This is a genomic window from Paenirhizobium selenitireducens ATCC BAA-1503 (genome assembly GCF_000518785.1).
In the GTDB taxonomy this organism is placed as follows: Bacteria; Pseudomonadota; Alphaproteobacteria; order Rhizobiales; family Rhizobiaceae; genus Allorhizobium; species Allorhizobium selenitireducens.
The window spans coordinates 60382-76660 of the sequence record NZ_KI912496.1; the positions used below are offsets into that span (position 1 = coordinate 60382).

Sequence of the window (16279 nt, forward strand, 5' to 3'; positions counted from 1 at the left end):
GAAACGATTGGATCGCTCACTGCATCTGCGGGTCGCGTCAGCGGAAACGGCCGGGGCTGAAAGGTTCGGTGGGAAGGCTGGTGGCGCGGCCGGCGGCAAGGTCGGAAACGAGCCTGCCGGTCGCGGCCGACTGGGTGAGGCCCAGATGGCCGTGGCCGAAGGCATAGAGGATCGAAGGGCTCGCGCTGGAACGGCCGATGACCGGCAGGCAATCGGGCATGGACGGGCGGAAGCCCATCCATTCGCGGCCGCCCTCGGTCTTCAGTTCCGGCAGGAAGCGCGAAGCCTTGGCCAGCAGTGCCTTCGAGCGGCGATAATTGGGGGCGAGCTCCAGCCCGCCCAGTTCGACGGCGCCGCCGACCCGGATGCCCTCGGCAAGCGGCGTGACGACGAAGGCGTGGTCGTTGAAATAGAGCTGGCGCTGCAACTGGAAACTTTGCGCGGGAAGCGTCGTGTTGTAGCCGCGTTCGGTTTCAAGCGGCACGGGATCGCCCAGCCGGGCGGCCAGCGGTTTCGACCAGGCACCGCCGGCGACCACGACGGTGCGGGCGACGATCGTCGCACCATCGGCGAGGGTGATCGTCGCGCCGTCCGCATGCGGCGCGATGTCCCGGACTTCGCCCTTCTGCAGGGTGCCGCCACGGGCGACGACGAGATCGGCCACCGCGCGGGTCAGGCCCTGCGGATCGTTCACCTGGATGCCGGCCGGCGAATACATGGCGTGGCGGAACTGCGGCGCGAGGCCCGGTTGCAGCCGCTCGATGTCGGCTCTGCCGACGCTGGTGAACTGGAAGCCGGCCTTTTCCTTCTCGAGCCAGTCCGGAGTGGCCGCATTGAAGCTGGCTTCGCTGTCATAGAGATCGAGCGTGCCGGTATGCGTGAAGAAGGACGACAGCTCGGCGATCGCCCTCACGCGCTCCATTTCGCTGGCGGCCAACTGCATCATGCCGGTCTGCACGGCTATCCCGTGCGCAAATGCCTTTCGCGAGCTTGCCCGCCAGAAGCGCCAGAGCCATGGCACCATGTTCAACGCGTAGGTGGGCGGCAGGCTGAGCGGCCCCAGAGGATCGAGCAGCCATTTGGGCGCCTTGAACATGATGCCGGGCGAGGGAATGGGTATGATCTCGGGAAAGGCGAGGATGCCGGCATTGCCGGCGCTGGCACCGGCGGCGACCTCGTCGCGCTCGAGCAGGAGAACCTTGCGGCCGTCGTTCTGCAGGTAGTGGGCCGCCATCACGCCTACGATTCCGGCCCCGATGACGACGACGTCAGCATTGGATTGGGCAGTCATATCATCTCTTCCGGTTGGTCTGTCTTTGGGTTTGGGTCGGCGACCCGGTCGTTCAAAGGTTGCCGATTGCCAGCGCCTTGTGCATGTCGCGGGCGACATAATCCTGGATCTGGTGGACGATCTGGGCGGCGTGGGCGATGGCCAGGCGGTCGGACTCCTCGACGTCGCCGGCCTCGATCGCCGCGATCATGTCCTCATGTTCCTGGACATATTGCAGCGGCAGGCGGTCGTCGAAGGTGGAATAGTAGAGCCGCAGGATGCGCCGGCCTTCGTCGAGCAGGCGGGCAAAGAAGCTCGTGTAATAGGGGTTGCCGCCCAGCTCGGCGATCGCGACATGAAACTCGCGGTTGGCCTCGATCATTGCAAAGGCGTCCTGCGCCTTGACCGCGGCTTCGAATTCGCCCTGCCGGCGGCGTATCGTCGCCATCAGCGCCGGGTTCCTCTGGCCCGCGGCGGCCCGGGTGGTCACCCGGTACATCAATGCCAGCGCATCGAAATAGGTCGGCAGTGTGGCGAAATCGATCGTCGAGACGATCGTGTTGCGGTTGGGCAGCGTGGTCACCAGGCCGTCGGAAGCAAGCCGCAGCAGGGCTTCGCGGACCGGGGTGCGGGACATGCCGAAGCGTTCCGACAGTCGCACTTCATCCAGCGCGCTTCCCGGCGCCAGGGTCATCGCCAGGATTTCCTGCCGCAGCTTGCTGTAGACCGTCTGGGTGCCCGAGCCTCTGGAGCGCGGGGCCTCCGCCTGGGGATCGTCTGCCGTCATGTCTGCCACAGTTGATTTCGCGCCTGATCGCCGAGGATTGATCATGCCTGCATGCATATTGTCGACAGGAGGTCTGCGCAACTGTTTTGTGCGCGCGCGTGCCTTTGTCGCAGACCGAACGGGACGGCAGCCGCAGGCGCCGACGGGACAGCGAACGCCATCGCCCGCTTCGGCGCGCGATGGCTAGTGTGGCGCGGGGATGGGTCTTCTAGAGGAAGACGTGTGCGGCGTTCGCATCGAAGGTCAGCCAGACGCCGGTGCCGCGCGGGATGCCGGATATGGCTTGATGGCCGAACGGAAGACGGACCGAAACGGCGGTTCCGTCCGCGGTGCGGGTCGCGACATTGACGTGCGTGCCGAGGAAGGTGATGTCCTCGACCGTTGCCGGGAGCGCCATCTCCGTCTGCTTGGTCGCGAGCGACAGCCGCTCAGGTCTCAGCATCAGCATTCCGTCCGTCTTGCGCGCGGAATTGCCGTGGAGCGGTATGTCGGAAACGATCAGGCCGTCGGTGAGGGCGATCCGGGCGCGGCCGTTGATCTGCTCCACCACGCGGCATGGAAGGAAGTCGCTGTCGCCGATGAATTCGGCGACGAAGCGCGTGGCCGGATCGGCGTATAGCTGTTCGCCGGTGCCGATCTGGTCGATCACGCCATGCGAGAAGACGGCGATGCGGTCGGACAGCCGTAGGGCCTCTTCCTGGTCGTGGGTGACATAGAGGATCGTCACTTCCGTCTGCTGGTGAATGCGTCGGATCTCGTGCTGGATTTCCTCGCGCAGCTTCTTGTCGAGGGCCGAAAGCGGCTCGTCCATCAAAAGAACCGGCGGATCGTAGGCAAGCGCTCTGGCGAGCGCCACGCGCTGCTGCTGGCCGCCCGACATCGCGGCCGGCTTGCGGTCTTCGAAGCCCTCGAGCCTGACGAGCGTCAGCATCTGGCGCACGCGCTCGGTGATCGCCGCCTTCGACCAGCCGCGCACCTTGAGCGGAAAGGCGATGTTGTCGCCGACCGAGAGATGCGGGAACAGCGTGTAGCGCTGGAAGACCATGCCGATATTGCGCTGGTGCGACGGCGTTTCGAGGATGGTCTTGCCTTTCAGCAGGATATCGCCGCGCGTCGGCCGCTCGAAGCCGGCGAGAATGTAGAGCGTGGTGCTCTTGCCCGAACCGGAAGGTCCGAGAAATGTCAGGAACTCGCCATGGTCGACGGTCAGGTTCACGTCGTGCACCGCGACCACCGGGCCGTATTGCTTGCGGATGCCGCGGATCTCGAGGAAGGGCGTCATGCTTTCATTCCTTTTTTTACCGCGGCTGCGATCAGCATCAGCAACATGGTGACGACGATGAGAAGGGTCGATGCGGCGGCGATCACCGGGGTCAGGTCCTGGCGCAGCGTTGCCCAGATTTTGACCGGCAATGTCTGCAGCGTCGGGCTGGCCATGAAGATGGCCAGCACTACCTCGTCCCAGGAGGTGAGGAAGGAGAAGATCGCGGCGGAGAACAGCCCGTGGCTGATGCAGGGCAGGGTAATCAGGATCTTCGCCTTCAGGGGAGAGGCGCCGCAGAGCACGGCGGCATCCTCGATCGACTTGTCGAAGCCTTCGAGGGCGCCGGTCAGCGCAAGGATCGAGAACGGCAGCGCGACCACCAGATGGGCGATGACGAAACCGGCCGTCGTGCCATTGATGCCCAGGCGCAGGAAAAAGGCGTAGAGGGCGACGGCCAGCACGACGACAGGCAGGATCATCGGCGTCATGAACAGGGCGCGCAGCGCGACGCGTCCGACGAACCGGCCGCGCACCAGGCCGAAGGAGGCGACGAGCCCGATCAGCACGGAGAGGACCGTGACCATCAGGGCGATGCGGAAGCTCGTCCAGGCGGCTTCCAGCCAGCGCGGGTCGGCCAGCAGATCCTCATACCATTTGAGCGTCCAGGACGGCGGCGGAAAGATCAGCCATTGCGACGAGCCGAAGGAGAGTGCGGCGATGAACAGGATGGGCAGCAGCAGGAAGACGGAGGTCGCGACCGTGATCGCGAGCAGGACCCATTTCCAGGCGCCGAGGCTGTTGAGGTTGAGAAGCATCTCAGTGTTTCTCCTGTCCCGCGACGCCGAACAGCCTGAGCTGCACGGCATAGAGGCTCAAGGTGACGACGAGCAGCACCAGCGCGGCCGCCCCGCCCATGCCCCAGTTGACGAGCGACTGGACGAACTGGGCGATCAGCTCGGCGAGCATCATGTTGGCCGTGCCGCCGAGCAGCGAGGGCGTGACGAAGTAGCCGAGCGACATGACGAAGACCATGAGCGCGCCGGCGATCATGCCGGGGGTTGCCAGCGGCAGGAGCACATGGATGAAGGCCTGCATGCGGTTGGCGCCGCAGAGGGCCGCGGCCTGCAGGATGGCCGGGTCGATCTTGCGGATCACGCCGTAGAGCGGAATGATGATGAAGGGCAGCATGATGTAGGTCATGCCGATCGTCACACCGACCAGGTTGTTGACCATGACCAGCGGCTGGTCGATCAGCCCGAGCCCCATCAGCGTCTTGTTGATCACGCCGGTGCGCTGCAGGAGAACCATCCAGGCATAGGTGCGGGCGAGCAGGTTGGTCCACATCGACAGCAGGATGATCGCGAAGACGATGTTGGCCTGCCGCTTCGGCATGATCGCCAGCGCCCAGGCGACGGGGAAACCGATGATCAGCGAGATCGCCGTCACCAGCGCCGAGACGAAGAAGGTGTTGAAGAATATCTTGAGATAGGTCGAGCTGCCGAGCAGGTCGATGTAGTTCTGCAGGCCGAAGACGGGTTCGGTGATGCTCCGGGTCAGAAGCGCCAGCACCGGCAGGACGAAGAAGACCAGCACCAGCACGAGGGCGGGCAGGGTCGGCGCCAGCCCGCGCGGCAGCAACCGGCGACGGTGTGGCGTTTGCCTGCCATCTGCTGTTTCGGCGAGAGAAACCATAGCCATCACCTTGCGCAATTTTCTGTTCGCCCGACGGGCTGGCCCATCTTGGCCGGAACCGCACCGATCGGGGGCCGGAGGGTGACGACAGCCACCCCTCCGGCCGGTCTGCTGCTTACTTGGCCTGCCAGGCGTACCAGCGTTCGCCGATCTCGTCGCGGTGCTCGGCCCAGTAGGCCATGTCCGCATTGATCTGCGAGGCGGTCTGCTGGTCTGGCAGCGTCTTGGCGATCGCCGGGTCCATCAGCGCCGGCGACTTGGTGTTGGTCGGCGCATAGCCGGTGCCGGCCGCCATTTCGGCCTGGGCCTCGGGCGAGGTCGCAAACGCGATGAACTTCATCGCCGCTTCCTTGTTCTTGGTGCCCTTCGGAACGACGAGCGCGTCGGCCGCCGTGATGTTCTGGTCCCAGGAGGTCTCGACATTGACGCCGGTTGCGGCAAGAGCCGTCAGTCGACCGTTCCAGAAGGAACCGAAGGGCGCCTCGGCCGAGGCCAGCAGCTGCTGCGACTGGGCGCCGCCGGTCCACCAGATGATGTCGGCCTTGATGCTGTCGAGCTTCTTGAAGGCGCGGTCGAGATCCAGCGGATAGAGCATGTCGGCGGCAACGCCGTCGGCCAGCAATGCCGCCTCGATCACGCCCGGAGCCGACCACTTGTAGAAGGCGCGCTTGCCGGGGAAGGCCTTGGTGTCGAACAGGTCCGCCCAGTTCTTCGGGCAGGCCGAGACGGCATCCTTGTTGCAGCCGACGACGAAGGAATAGTAGAAGCTGCCGACGGAGTAGTCCGTGACGAAGCGCGGATCGAGTGCGCTCTTGTCGATGATCGAGAAGTCCAGCTTTTCGAGCAGGCCCTGGCTGCCGGCCTGGATGGCGTAGTCGCCCTCGGCATCGACGACATCCCAGGTCACGCCATTCGCCTCGACCATGGCTTTGATCTTGCCGTAGTCGGTCGGGCCGTCCTGCAGGACGTTGATGCCTTCCTTGGCGGTGAACTTGTCGGCCCAGGCGGATTTCTGGACGTCCTGCGTTGTGCCGCCCCAGCTGGTGAATACCATGTCGGCGGCGAAGCTCTGGCCGGCTACTCCCAGCAATACGGCCAGTGATGCGATGATGGTCTTGCTCTTCATGTTCCCTTGTCCTTGTTTGACGCTGCTCTTGACTGCGCATTCAAGATTGTGGCCGCCGATAGGCTTCTTCTGGTCGTTCCGGCCGCAACCTGCATTCCTTCGTGAGGTCAGCTGTGTCCTTCCGTGAAAAAGGGTGCTGGCTTCATGATCTTGTTCTCCGCGACCTCGATCAGGTCGCGGATTTTTGGCAGGAAGGCCTGCCATTGCGGGTCGGCCATGAGGCGGCCGCGGCGCGCCTCGCGATCATCGAGGCTTTCGAAGGCCCAGATGTGCACGATCTCGTTGATGGGGCCGATCTCGGAGAAGAAGTAGCCGACGAGCTGGCCGAGATGCTTCTTCTGGATGGCGATGCCCTCCTCGCCGACCACCTTGAGGTAGCCGGGGATGGAGCCGTTCTTCATGCGGTAGGTGCGGATCTCGTAATACATCGGCTCACCGCATCACGAAGGGGTCGGGAAAGGGATCGTCGGAGGTCTTCAGCCAGACGGTCTTGGTGCGGGTGTAGTCGAGCACGGCGGCCATGCCGCCCTCGCGGCCGTGGCCGGACAGACCGAAGCCGCCGAAGGGGGCGATGGGCGAGACGGCACGGTAGGTGTTGATCCACACCACGCCGGCGCGGATGCCGCGGGTCATGCGGTGTGCACGGCCGAGGTTCTGGGTAAAGACGCCGGCGGCCAGGCCGTAGAGCGTGTCATTGGCCAGCGTCAGCGCTTCCGCTTCCGTCTCGAAGGAGACGACGGACAGCACGGGCCCGAAGAACTCGTTGACCAGCGAGGGGGAGGCGATGCCGTCGCAATCGAGAATGGTCGGCGGGTAGAAATTGCCCGGACCTTCCGGTCGCACGCCGCCGGTCAGCAGCCTCGCGCCGGCCGCCACGGAACTTTTCACCAAGGCATCGACATGATCCTGCTGGCGCCGGGTGGCCAGCGGGCCGACTTCGGTTGCCATGTCGAGCGGGGAGCCGATGCGGATCGCCTCCGCCTTGGCCTTCAGGCGGGCGAGAAAGGCATCCTTGATGCTGCGTTCGACGATCAGGCGCGAACCGGCCACACAGGACTGGCCGGTGGCGGCGAAGATGCCGGCGACCTGGGCATTCACCGCGCTCTCGAGGTCCGCGTCGGCGAAGACGACGAAGGGCGACTTGCCGCCGAGCTCAAGCGACGTGGAGGCGAGGTTTTCCGCTGAGTTGCGCACAACATGGCGCGCCGCTTCCGGACCGCCGGTGAAGGCCACGTGGGCAATCTTCGGATGACGGGTGAGTGCTGCGCCGCAGGCCGGGCCGAAGCCGGTGATGACATTGACGACACCGGCCGGGAAGCCGGCCTCATGCACGAGGCGGGCGAATTCGAGAAGCGGCGCCGGGCCATCCTCGGAGGCCTTGACGACCATCGTGCAGCCGGCGGCAAGGGCAGGCCCGATCTTCACGGCGGAGAGGAAGAGCTGGCTGTTCCACGGCACGACCATGGCGACGACGCCGACGGGCTCGCGTCTCAGCCAGACTTCCATGTCCGGCTTGTCGATCGGCAGGTGGGCGCCCTCGACCTTGTCGGCGAGGCCGGCATAGTAGCGATAGTAGTCCGCGACATAGGCGATCTGCGCGGAGGTCTCGCGGATGATCTTGCCGGTGTCGCGAGTCTCGAGTTCGGCCAGCGTCTGGGCATTGGCGGCGATCAGGTCGGCAAGCCTGTAGAGCAGCTTGCCGCGCTGGGTCGCGGTCATCCTGGTCCAGGGGCCGTCATAAAGGGCACGCTCGGCCGCCGCGACGGCGCGATCCACATCCGCCTCGCGCGCTTCCGGCATCTCGGCCCACACTTCGCCGGTTGCGGGATCGAGGCTGTCGAACCGCGCTTCACCGTCCTGGAATATGCCGTCGATATAGAGCTGGAAGCGCTGCATGGTGCTACTCCGAAAAGGCCGGCATGACATCGCGGATGAAGCGTTCGAGCGAGGCTTTCTTGCGCTCGAAGCTCATACCGGTGTCGATCCAGAAGGAATATTCGTCATAGCCCATCGCCTCATAGGCCTTGAGGCGGGCGATCACTTCGTCGGCCGTGCCGACCGGAAGGTTCTTGTGCATCACCTCCGGAGAGAGATTGGCATTCGCCGCCATCTCTTCCTCGGTCAGCCGTTCGATCAGGCCCTGATGGATCGGCTTCTCGTTCTTGAACCAGGCGAAGAAGTAATTGTAGTAGACGCTTAACTCCTCGGACGCCCGGGCGATGTCGTCGCTGTCGGAACCGACATAGGTGTGCAGGAGAAGCATGATCTTCGGACGGGAGACGTCCGGGGCCTTCTCGCACGCCGCGTTGAAGCGGCCCATCAGGCTCTCGATTTCCGGATCGCCGTTCCACAGGGGCGTGACCTGGACATTGCAGCCGTTGGCCACGGCAAATTCGTGCGAATTCGGATCGCGGGCGGCGACCCAGATCGGGACCGGTGCCTGCAGCGGTTTCGGTGCGGAGGTCGTCGCCGGGAACTTCCAGAACTCCCCGTCATGGGCATAGTCGCCCTCCCACACACCCTTGACGGCCGGGATCAGCTCGCGCATGCGCTGGCCGGCGCTCCAGGCGTCGAGACCCGGCATGAGCCGTTCGTATTCGAAATTGTAGGCGCCGCGGGCAATACCGAGGTCGAGCCGCCCGCCGGTGATGATGTCGGTCATGGCGGCTTCGCCGGCAAGCTTGATCGGATGCCAGAAGGGGGCGATGACCGTGCCGGTGCCGAGGCGCACATTCGTCGTGCGGCGCGCCAGATCGGCGATCGTCACGAAGGGATTGGGGGCGATGGTGAAGTCCATGCCGTGGTGCTCGCCGGTCCAGATCGCGTGCATGCCGCCCTTGTCGGCGATCTCGCAGAGCTGGACGAATTCCTCGTAGAGGCTCTTGTGGTTCTGGCTGGCGTCCAGCCGTTCCATATGGACAAAAAGCGAGAACTTCATGCGGATGCCTTCCTGGCGATTGAATGGACGCGGCCGGCCGTCTCGTTGCCGAAGTAGACGCCGAAGTTTCCGATCGAACTTTCCATGACGTAGCGGTTCAGGATATCGGCCGTGGCCGAGCCGGCGCGCTTTTCTTCGGCGAGCTGCTCCAGGCCGACGAAGGTGCCGGCGCGCTCCGAACCTTCGCCGGCAAAGGCCCGGTAGACGATGTGCTGGCGGCCGTCGCTCGATCCCTCGTAGACGGAGTAGAGGAAGCCGATGGTGATCGGCAGTCCGGTGAACTGTTCGAGATAGGATCTGAGCACATCGAGCGGCTCGCCCTGATCGACGACGCAGCCCGGGAGGCCTCTTGCGTCGTCGCCCACCAGCAGAATTTCGCCGGCTCTTTCGACCACCGCACTGAGGTGCAGGTGGCCCTCGCTCGCCGCGGATACGGCCCTACCTGCCAGCGTCGGCGTGAAATAGCCGCCGCGCACATAGCCCAGACCGTTGCGCCCGCTGTTGCCGAAGGCCTCGACGCGGCCGAGCAGGATGACATGATCCCCGGCTTCGATCACCTGTTCGAGGCGGCAGTCAAACCACGCCGCCACATCGGCAAGCACCGGAGAGCCATGCGGCCCGAAAGCCCAGTCGACCGTGGCAAAGCGATCCTCGACCGGTCGGGCGAATGTGTTGGAGACGTCCTTCTGGCTGTCGGACAGGATGTTGACCGCAAAGCCCTTCGCCTCCGTCATCGCCGCGAAATTGCGCGAGGTCCTGGCGAGGCAGATCAGCAGCAGGGGCGGGTCGAGCGAGACCGAGCTGAAGGAATTGGCGGTGAAGCCGAGGGGCTTGCCGTCCGGCCCGACGGTCGTGACGACGGTTACGCCGGTGGCGAAGGCGCCGAAGGCATCGCGCAGGGCGCGGGGATCGAAGGCGGTCGTGGTCATGCGGGAACCTCCGGCAGTTGCAGCCATTCGAGGAGGAGACGGTTGACCTCGTCCGGTGCCGTCAGGTTGACCATGTGGCGATGTCCGTCGATGATCCGGACGTAGCCGCGCGGAGCAAGTGCCGCCATCGTCTGCGCCATGGCCGGAGTCGAATTCGGATCGTCCGAGCCGGTGAGGAAAAGGGCAGGGCAGGTCACTTCGCTCCACCGGTCCGCATAGGTCGCGTCGCCTCCGGCAAAGGCACTGTAGGCAGTCGCATAGGCGCCGACGTCCATCAGGCTCAACCACTCTCTCGTCAGTTCGCGGGCAAGGGCGCTGGCCGCATCATCGGCAAACCAGCGTTTCACCGGGCCGTCTATGTCGATCCCGGTCGATGCGATCGACGCGGCGCGTTCCAGCACGGCGCTCCTGGCGGCGGTATCCCGGCGATGGACGCCGTTCAGCAGGGCCACCCGGCGAATGCGCTTGGGGAAGGTCGATACCGCGCCGCCGGTGATCAGGGCGCCCATGGAGTGGCCGGCGAGATTGACCCTGTCGAGCGAGAGCGCATCGAGAAAGCGGCCAAGCCAGGCAACGAAGGCCGTGAGATCACTGCCGCCGGGCAGCGCCGCGCTTCGGCCGTGGCCGGGCATGTCGACGGCGATGACGCGATGGGTCCGGCTCAATGTGCCGATCTGCGGCGCCCATGCGTCGAGCCGCATGCCGACGCCATGGATCACGACGAGCGGTTCGCCCTGTCCCGTGTCGCTATAGGCCGTGCCGTCGAGCGTGACCCTGCGCTCGATGGGCGGAAGCGCCTTTGCTGCGAGGGGGGAACTGACCACGGCCATCGTCCTTGCTCCGCTCAGACGCCGGCCGGATTCTTAGCGTCCTGGCCAAGATCCCTGAGATCCTGGTAGCGGTCGCCGATCCGGTGGTGCGGACGACCGCCGACCGATGCGCCAAGGCCGATGACGATCTCGTCCGCCGCCGGGGCATCGGGAATGGAGGTCTGGATGGTCAGGTAGTGGGAGCGACGGCCTTCGTCGTTCTTGTCCATCAGCGGGATCATGATTGCCGCATTGGCCGGGCCGCGCGTATTGCAGAAGGCGAGATAGGATTTGGCGCCGACCGCCGTGCGGTAGTGGTTGCCGAAGCGCAGGGTGTGGATCAGCGCCGATGCATGCTCCAGCTCGCCGTCGAGCCCGACCACTGCCGTCTTGCCGTAGCCCTCCACCGCCTCGCCGGAACCGACGGCGTCGAGGATCATCCTGGTCAGCAGTTCACCGAGGATCGGGGCCGCCGCGTGAATTTCCGGCTTGAGGTCCTCGACGAAGCCGCGGCCGGCCCAGGGGTTCTTCACCACGGCGAAGGCCGAAAAGAGCTTCAGCGGAGTGGCCGCCTGCTTTCCGCCTTCGATCAGCGTGGTTTCAATCTGCAGCAAAGTCTTGCGTATCTGAAGGGTCATGGTCGCGTCTCATCTCTTGATGGTATTATGGTATACCATGATATGAGTGAGTCAAGCGACTTGTCGGAAGGGAATGTTTTTTTCTTTTTACGAAAATTTCGAGCGCAACTCATCTTGCCGGACGGCGATGTCGCCCGACGAATTGAACCCTGATTGTTCCTGCATCGCGCATGGAATCGCGATGGCGCGTGGAGCGGTGTTCAGCCCGCTGAGGCCAGCTGCTCGCGCAACACGGCCTCGGCAATCGAGGCGGCACGCTGAACATGTTCGGCGGCGGCGCGTTCGGCCGCGGCACCGTCGCCGGCACGGATGGCATCGACGATCTTCTGCATCTGCGCCGGGCCCTCCACCGATCGACGCTCGGTCTTGATGGTCATGGAGCGCAGGTGGTTGATGCGCACCATCATCAGTTTCACCACGCCCCAGGCGACGTGGCGGTCGATGCTGGTGAACAGCGTTTCGTAGAACCGGGTGGTGTGGGAAAGAACCTGGGCCATGTCGTTGTCGTCATAGGCATGGCGAATGTCGGCCAGCGCCTTTTCCAGTTCCGCGACGATCGCGGGGTCGCGCTTCTCGGCGCAGAGCCGGGCGGCCATGCCTTCCAGCGCACCGCGAATCTCGTAGATCTGCCGGGCTTCGTCGAGGTCGAGCCGCGCGACGATCGGGCCCTTGTTGGCGGGATTGGACACCAGACCCTCGGATTCCAGATGGCGCAGAACCTCGCGCACGATCGTGCGGCTGACGCCGAGCTGCATGCAGAGATCACGCTCGACGAGACGGTCGCCCGGCCTGAAATGGCCACTGAAGATGGCGTCCCGGACCTTTTCGAGCGCCAGCTCGCGCAATGTCTTGGAGGGTCTTTCGACGCGGATTGCGCCCTCGGTCGAAGAATTTGTCATCTGGCTATCCACATACCGCAGCAAAGCTGCATTCGGTATTATGGTCTACCAAAAATGGATGAGCCGCAAGCCTCCTGTTGGAGCCTTGCGGCTTTGCCCGCAGCTTTCGAACCGCATGTCGCGCCTCGCGTGCGGAAGGACACGTGCCGGATCAGGCGAATTCGGCGCTCATGACCTTGAGTTCATGCCACAGGCTTTCGGCAAATCCGCGCAGCACCAGAAGCTCGAATTCGTCTTCGCCGGTTCGAGCGAGGTTGGCGCCGATATGGCCGAGGAGCGTCATCGTTGCGTGCCCGACTGCGAAGGCTTGCCTGTGCAGGTCCACGGCTGTGCCCTTGGCAAGCACCCGGCGAACCTCACGACCATGGATGCGCAGCCGGGTGCGGCCATGGGTCTGGTCCACGACATGGGCGATGCCCGCGAGCCTTGCCGCGATCTGGCCGATGTCGGTCGCCTCGTCCGAGACGAGAAACCACTGGCCCGGTCCGGCTGCGCGAAGGGCATTCGGAGCAAGGGGGCCGAGTGCTGCACCTGCCGAGGCAGCATCGAATTTTCCCGGCTGGCCGAGCAGTTGCAGGACCGAACCCTCGGTGACGATCTCAAGCGTCAGGGCGGCGAAGCGGATCGGCTCGGCAGCATCCACCGCCGGGCGGCGGGTCAGCGGAAAATCGGACATGAGCGCGTCAGACATGGAGCTTCTCGTTTTCAGGATCGAAAAAGACCGGGCCGGTCAGGCGGGCGGGGGTGAACTCGTTGCGCAGGCCGTTCCAGGCGACGACCTCTTCGCCATGGCGGGAGGCGCCGCCCTTGACCAGGGCAAGGCCTATGGTCGAGCCGAGATGCGGCGAGAAGCAGCTGGAGGTGACGTAGCCCTGATCGTTTTCCAGGGTGGCGGCCGCATCCTTGGCGAGGATGTGCGAACCCGTCCGGAACGACGTCGCCGGGTCGAGCGGTACGACGCCGACCAGCTGTGGGCGATCCGGATCGGTCAGGCCCTCGCGCGATAGCATGTGCTTGCCGATGAAGTCGGTCTTGGCGGCCGACACCATCTTGCCGAAGCCGAGATCGGCCGGCACGACGGTGCCGTTGATCTCGTTGTGGGTGACATGGCCCTTCTCGATGCGCAGCACGGTCAGCGCCTCGATGCCGTAGGCGCAGATGCCGTGCTCCTTGCCGGCCTCCATCACCGCGTCGGCGACGCTTTCGCCGAAGTCCGCCGGCACGGCCAGTTCATAGGCAAGCTCGCCGGAGAAGGAGATGCGGAAGAGCCGGCCCTTGAGACGGCCGCCGAACAGGGAGACCTCCTTCGCCGCCAGATAGGGGAAGGCCTCGTCGGAAATGTCCTCGTCGACGATCCTTTGCAGGATCATGCGGGCTTTCGGTCCGGCAAGGGCCATCTGCGCCCATTGGTCGGTGACCGAGGCGAGCCGCACGTCGAGTTCGGGCCACAGCGCCTGGGCGCAGAGTTCGAGATGGTTCATCACGCCCGCCGCATAGGCGGTCGTGGTGGTCATGAAATAGCGGTCTTCCGAAAGCCGGCTCGTCGTGCCGTCGTCGTAAATGAAGCCGTCTTCTCGCAGCATCAGGCCGTAACGCGCCTTGCCGACGGGAAGCTTGAGGAAGCCGTTGCAGTAGACGCGGTTGAGAAACTCCGCCGCATCCGGTCCGCAGACCTCGATCTTGCCGAGCATCGATACATCGCAGAGGCCGGCATTGACGCGTACGTTGAGGACTTCGCGATCGACGCTCTCGCGCCAGCCGGTTTCTCCTGCCCGCGGGAACCAGGCGGAACGATACCACAGACCCGTCTCCACGAAGGTCGCGCCGTTCTTTGCCGCCCAATCGTGCAGCGGCGATTTCCGTACCGGCTGGAAGTCCTTGCCATGCGAGGTGCCGGCCAGCGCGCCGAAGGATACCGGCGTATAGAAAGGCCGGAAGGTCGTCGTGCCCACCTCGGCCGGCGAGATGCGCCGGGCTTCGGCCAGCAGGCCGATGGCGTTGACGTTGGACAGCTTGCCCTGGTCGGTCGCCATACCGTTGGTGGTGTAGCGCTTGGCAAGCTCGACATGGCCGTAGCCTTCCTGAACGGCAAGGCCCAGGTCCTTGAGGTGTACGTCGTTCTGGTAGTCGACGAAGGCCTTGCTCTTGATGCCCGGGATCGACCAGAGCGGTTTCGTCGGCGTCGGGGCGATGTCGTTTTCGATTTCCGGCAGATCGAGCGACGCCTGGCCCATGCCAAGATCGGCCAGCGCAGCATTGGCCGTATCCAGCGCGGAGGAAAACGCAGCACTCAGCCCGACGATGCCGGCTGCCGAACCGGCAAGCGCCAGATCCTTCAGACCCTGCGGCGCGAGGAAGGCGGAATGCGTGTCCGACCATTGCGGCTTGCCGCCGCGATGGCAGGCGAGATGGATGATCGGGCTGAAGCCGCCGGACATGGCGAGGCTGTCGACGTCCAGCTTTTCGGTCTGACCTTCGCGCCAGACTTCGATGCCTGCCAGTGACTTGCCGCCCTCGGCATTGGCGACGAAGCCGCCGCGCACCAGCCGGGCCCTGCCGGCATAGGAGATGGCCGCGTCGCGCCGGCTGTCGATGAGGGCCGCCACTTCGATACCGGCCGTTTCGAGATCGGCGGCAAGCGCGTAGCCGCTGTCATTGGTGGTGAAGACCGCAGTCTTCTTGCCGGGAGCGACGCCGTAGCGGTTGAGATAGCTGCGCATGGCGCCGGCCATCATCACGCCGGGAATGTCGTTGCCGCCGAAGACCAGCGGCCGTTCCTCGGCGCCGGTGGCAAGGATCGCCTTCTTCGCGGCGATGCGCCACAGCCGTTCGACCGGGCGGTTGGACGCGGGCAACGCCACATGCTTCTGCACGCGCTCGACCGCACCGAAGACATTGCCGTCATACCAGCCGAAGGCGGTGGTACGCGGCAGGAGTTCGACGTTCGGCAGGCTCTCAAGCTCGGCGATGATGCCAGCGGCGAAGGCGGCGGCGGGCTGGCCGTTGACCAGTGCACCGTCGCTCAGCAGGTAACCGCCGAGCCCGGCATTCTCATCCACGAGGATGACGCGCGCGCCGGCGCGGCCGGCGGCCAGCGCCGCGGTGAGACCGGCCAGGCCCGCGCCAACCACCAGCAGGTCGCAATGCGCCCAGCACTTTTCGTAGGCGTCCGGATCGGCTTCATAGCTTGCCTTTCCCAGGCCCGCCGCCTTGCGGATGACGGGTTCGTAGAATTTCTCCCAGAGTGCGCCCGGCCACATGAAGGTCTTGTAGTAGAAGCCGGCCGACAGGAAGGGCGATAGCAGGCCGTTGATCGCGCCGATGTCATGCTCCAGCGAGGGCCAGCGGTTCTGGCTCTTCGCTTCCAGGCCCTCGTAGAGTTCCTGCATCGTGGCGCGGGTGTTCGGTTCGGTCCGTCCGCCGCGGCCGATGGTCATCAGCGCATTGGGTTCGGCCGCGCCAGCCGTCAGAATGCCGCGCGGGCGGTGATACTTGAAGCTGCGGCCGACCAGCCGCTGGCCGTTGGCGAGCAGGGCAGACGCCAGCGTGTCGCCCTCAAGGCCCTGCATCGACTTGCCGTCGAAGGTGAAGGAAAGCGGTCTTGCCCGGTCGATCAGGCCGCCCTTTGCCAGACGATAGGAGGTCATGCGCTCACCTCGGCCTTGTCGGCGGCGTCGCGGCTGCCGTGGATTTCATGGGTGGCGGTGTCGCGGGACACCACGAGCCAGCGGCGGCAACCCGAGGTGTGGTGCCAGTATTCCTGATAGGCTCCGCGCGGGTTGTCGCGCAGGTAGACATAGTCGTACCACACGTCGGCGCCGGCATCGGGCGAGGGGCGGGCAAGGGCCTCGCCCCTGACGGTGAATTCTTCCTTCGGTCGAAGCCCGCAATGGGGGCAGGGGATGCGGCTGGCCATGGCACTCGTCC

General features: G+C 65.1%; 16 protein-coding genes. All 16 read right to left on the minus strand.

Features of this window, described 5'->3' with window-relative positions; genetic code table 11:
• Window positions 1–37 precede the first annotated feature (37 nt).
• The 16 genes from L867_RS0123845 to L867_RS0123920 all read right to left on the minus strand — a co-directional run bounded on the left by L867_RS0123845 (window position 38) and on the right by L867_RS0123920 (window position 16268).
• Window positions 38–1291, minus strand: coding sequence for an NAD(P)/FAD-dependent oxidoreductase (locus L867_RS0123845; RefSeq protein ID WP_028739172.1), 1254 nt, complete (start codon window positions 1289–1291; stop codon window positions 38–40).
• Between the two features lie 52 nt (window positions 1292–1343).
• Window positions 1344–2057: a GntR family transcriptional regulator gene (locus tag L867_RS0123850; protein WP_028739173.1), complete on the minus strand. Its 714-nt coding sequence runs from the start codon at window positions 2055–2057 to the stop codon at window positions 1344–1346.
• 208 nt (window positions 2058–2265) lie between these two features.
• Entirely contained in the window at window positions 2266–3339 is a 1074-nt protein-coding gene (locus L867_RS0123855) for an ABC transporter ATP-binding protein (RefSeq protein WP_028739174.1), read from the minus strand.
• Entirely contained in the window at window positions 3336–4136 is an 801-nt protein-coding gene (locus tag L867_RS0123860; protein WP_028739175.1) for an ABC transporter permease, read from the minus strand. The genes L867_RS0123855 and L867_RS0123860 overlap by 4 nt, the downstream gene beginning before the upstream one ends.
• Before the next feature lies 1 nt (window position 4137).
• Window positions 4138–5013, minus strand: a complete 876-nt coding sequence (locus tag L867_RS0123865) for an ABC transporter permease (RefSeq protein ID WP_028739176.1) — start codon at window positions 5011–5013, stop codon at window positions 4138–4140.
• A gap of 115 nt (window positions 5014–5128) precedes the next feature.
• Complete coding sequence (locus L867_RS0123870; protein ID WP_028739177.1) at window positions 5129–6139, minus strand: ABC transporter substrate-binding protein; 1011 nt, start codon at window positions 6137–6139, stop codon at window positions 5129–5131.
• 107 nt (window positions 6140–6246) lie between these two features.
• Entirely contained in the window at window positions 6247–6567 is a 321-nt protein-coding gene (locus tag L867_RS0123875; protein WP_028739178.1) for an NIPSNAP family protein, read from the minus strand.
• 4 nt (window positions 6568–6571) lie between these two features.
• A complete protein-coding gene (locus L867_RS0123880; RefSeq protein WP_028739179.1) occupies window positions 6572–8035 on the minus strand; it encodes an aldehyde dehydrogenase in 1464 nt (487 codons plus the stop codon).
• A gap of 4 nt (window positions 8036–8039) precedes the next feature.
• On the minus strand, window positions 8040–9077 hold the full coding sequence (locus L867_RS0123885; RefSeq protein WP_028739180.1) for an LLM class flavin-dependent oxidoreductase: 1038 nt from the start codon (window positions 9075–9077) through the stop codon (window positions 8040–8042).
• Complete coding sequence (locus L867_RS0123890; RefSeq protein ID WP_028739181.1) at window positions 9074–10006, minus strand: flavin reductase family protein; 933 nt, start codon at window positions 10004–10006, stop codon at window positions 9074–9076. Before L867_RS0123890 ends, L867_RS0123885 begins: the two co-directional genes overlap by 4 nt.
• Entirely contained in the window at window positions 10003–10836 is an 834-nt protein-coding gene (locus L867_RS0123895; protein WP_037174428.1) for an alpha/beta fold hydrolase, read from the minus strand. The genes L867_RS0123890 and L867_RS0123895 overlap by 4 nt, the downstream gene beginning before the upstream one ends.
• Window positions 10837–10850: 14 nt before the next feature.
• A complete protein-coding gene (locus L867_RS0123900) occupies window positions 10851–11453 on the minus strand; it encodes an amino acid synthesis family protein (RefSeq protein WP_028739183.1) in 603 nt (200 codons plus the stop codon).
• 200 nt (window positions 11454–11653) lie between these two features.
• Entirely contained in the window at window positions 11654–12352 is a 699-nt protein-coding gene (locus L867_RS0123905; protein ID WP_028739184.1) for a GntR family transcriptional regulator, read from the minus strand.
• Window positions 12353–12503: 151 nt separating this feature from the next.
• Window positions 12504–13043: a sarcosine oxidase subunit gamma gene (locus L867_RS0123910; RefSeq protein ID WP_051439198.1), complete on the minus strand. Its 540-nt coding sequence runs from the start codon at window positions 13041–13043 to the stop codon at window positions 12504–12506.
• Window positions 13036–15999: a sarcosine oxidase subunit alpha gene (locus tag L867_RS0123915; RefSeq protein ID WP_028739186.1), complete on the minus strand. Its 2964-nt coding sequence runs from the start codon at window positions 15997–15999 to the stop codon at window positions 13036–13038. The genes L867_RS0123910 and L867_RS0123915 overlap by 8 nt, the downstream gene beginning before the upstream one ends.
• Window positions 15996–16268, minus strand: coding sequence for a sarcosine oxidase subunit delta (locus L867_RS0123920; protein WP_028739187.1), 273 nt, complete (start codon window positions 16266–16268; stop codon window positions 15996–15998). Before L867_RS0123920 ends, L867_RS0123915 begins: the two co-directional genes overlap by 4 nt.
• Between the last annotated feature and the right edge of the window lie 11 nt (window positions 16269–16279).

Coding starts and splice junctions, on each gene's coding strand:
- L867_RS0123845 (WP_028739172.1), bottom strand. CDS start 1,291: ATGACTGCCCAATCCAATGCTGACGTCGTCGTCATCGGGGCCGGAATC.
- L867_RS0123850 (WP_028739173.1), bottom strand. CDS start 2,057: ATGACGGCAGACGATCCCCAGGCGGAGGCCCCGCGCTCCAGAGGCTCG.
- L867_RS0123855 (WP_028739174.1), bottom strand. CDS start 3,339: ATGACGCCCTTCCTCGAGATCCGCGGCATCCGCAAGCAATACGGCCCG.
- L867_RS0123860 (WP_028739175.1), bottom strand. CDS start 4,136: ATGCTTCTCAACCTCAACAGCCTCGGCGCCTGGAAATGGGTCCTGCTC.
- L867_RS0123865 (WP_028739176.1), bottom strand. CDS start 5,013: ATGGTTTCTCTCGCCGAAACAGCAGATGGCAGGCAAACGCCACACCGT.
- L867_RS0123870 (WP_028739177.1), bottom strand. CDS start 6,139: ATGAAGAGCAAGACCATCATCGCATCACTGGCCGTATTGCTGGGAGTA.
- L867_RS0123875 (WP_028739178.1), bottom strand. CDS start 6,567: ATGTATTACGAGATCCGCACCTACCGCATGAAGAACGGCTCCATCCCC.
- L867_RS0123880 (WP_028739179.1), bottom strand. CDS start 8,035: ATGCAGCGCTTCCAGCTCTATATCGACGGCATATTCCAGGACGGTGAA.
- L867_RS0123885 (WP_028739180.1), bottom strand. CDS start 9,077: ATGAAGTTCTCGCTTTTTGTCCATATGGAACGGCTGGACGCCAGCCAG.
- L867_RS0123890 (WP_028739181.1), bottom strand. CDS start 10,006: ATGACCACGACCGCCTTCGATCCCCGCGCCCTGCGCGATGCCTTCGGC.
- L867_RS0123895 (WP_037174428.1), bottom strand. CDS start 10,836: ATGGCCGTGGTCAGTTCCCCCCTCGCAGCAAAGGCGCTTCCGCCCATC.
- L867_RS0123900 (WP_028739183.1), bottom strand. CDS start 11,453: ATGACCCTTCAGATACGCAAGACTTTGCTGCAGATTGAAACCACGCTG.
- L867_RS0123905 (WP_028739184.1), bottom strand. CDS start 12,352: ATGACAAATTCTTCGACCGAGGGCGCAATCCGCGTCGAAAGACCCTCC.
- L867_RS0123910 (WP_051439198.1), bottom strand. CDS start 13,043: ATGTCTGACGCGCTCATGTCCGATTTTCCGCTGACCCGCCGCCCGGCG.
- L867_RS0123915 (WP_028739186.1), bottom strand. CDS start 15,999: ATGACCTCCTATCGTCTGGCAAAGGGCGGCCTGATCGACCGGGCAAGA.
- L867_RS0123920 (WP_028739187.1), bottom strand. CDS start 16,268: ATGGCCAGCCGCATCCCCTGCCCCCATTGCGGGCTTCGACCGAAGGAA.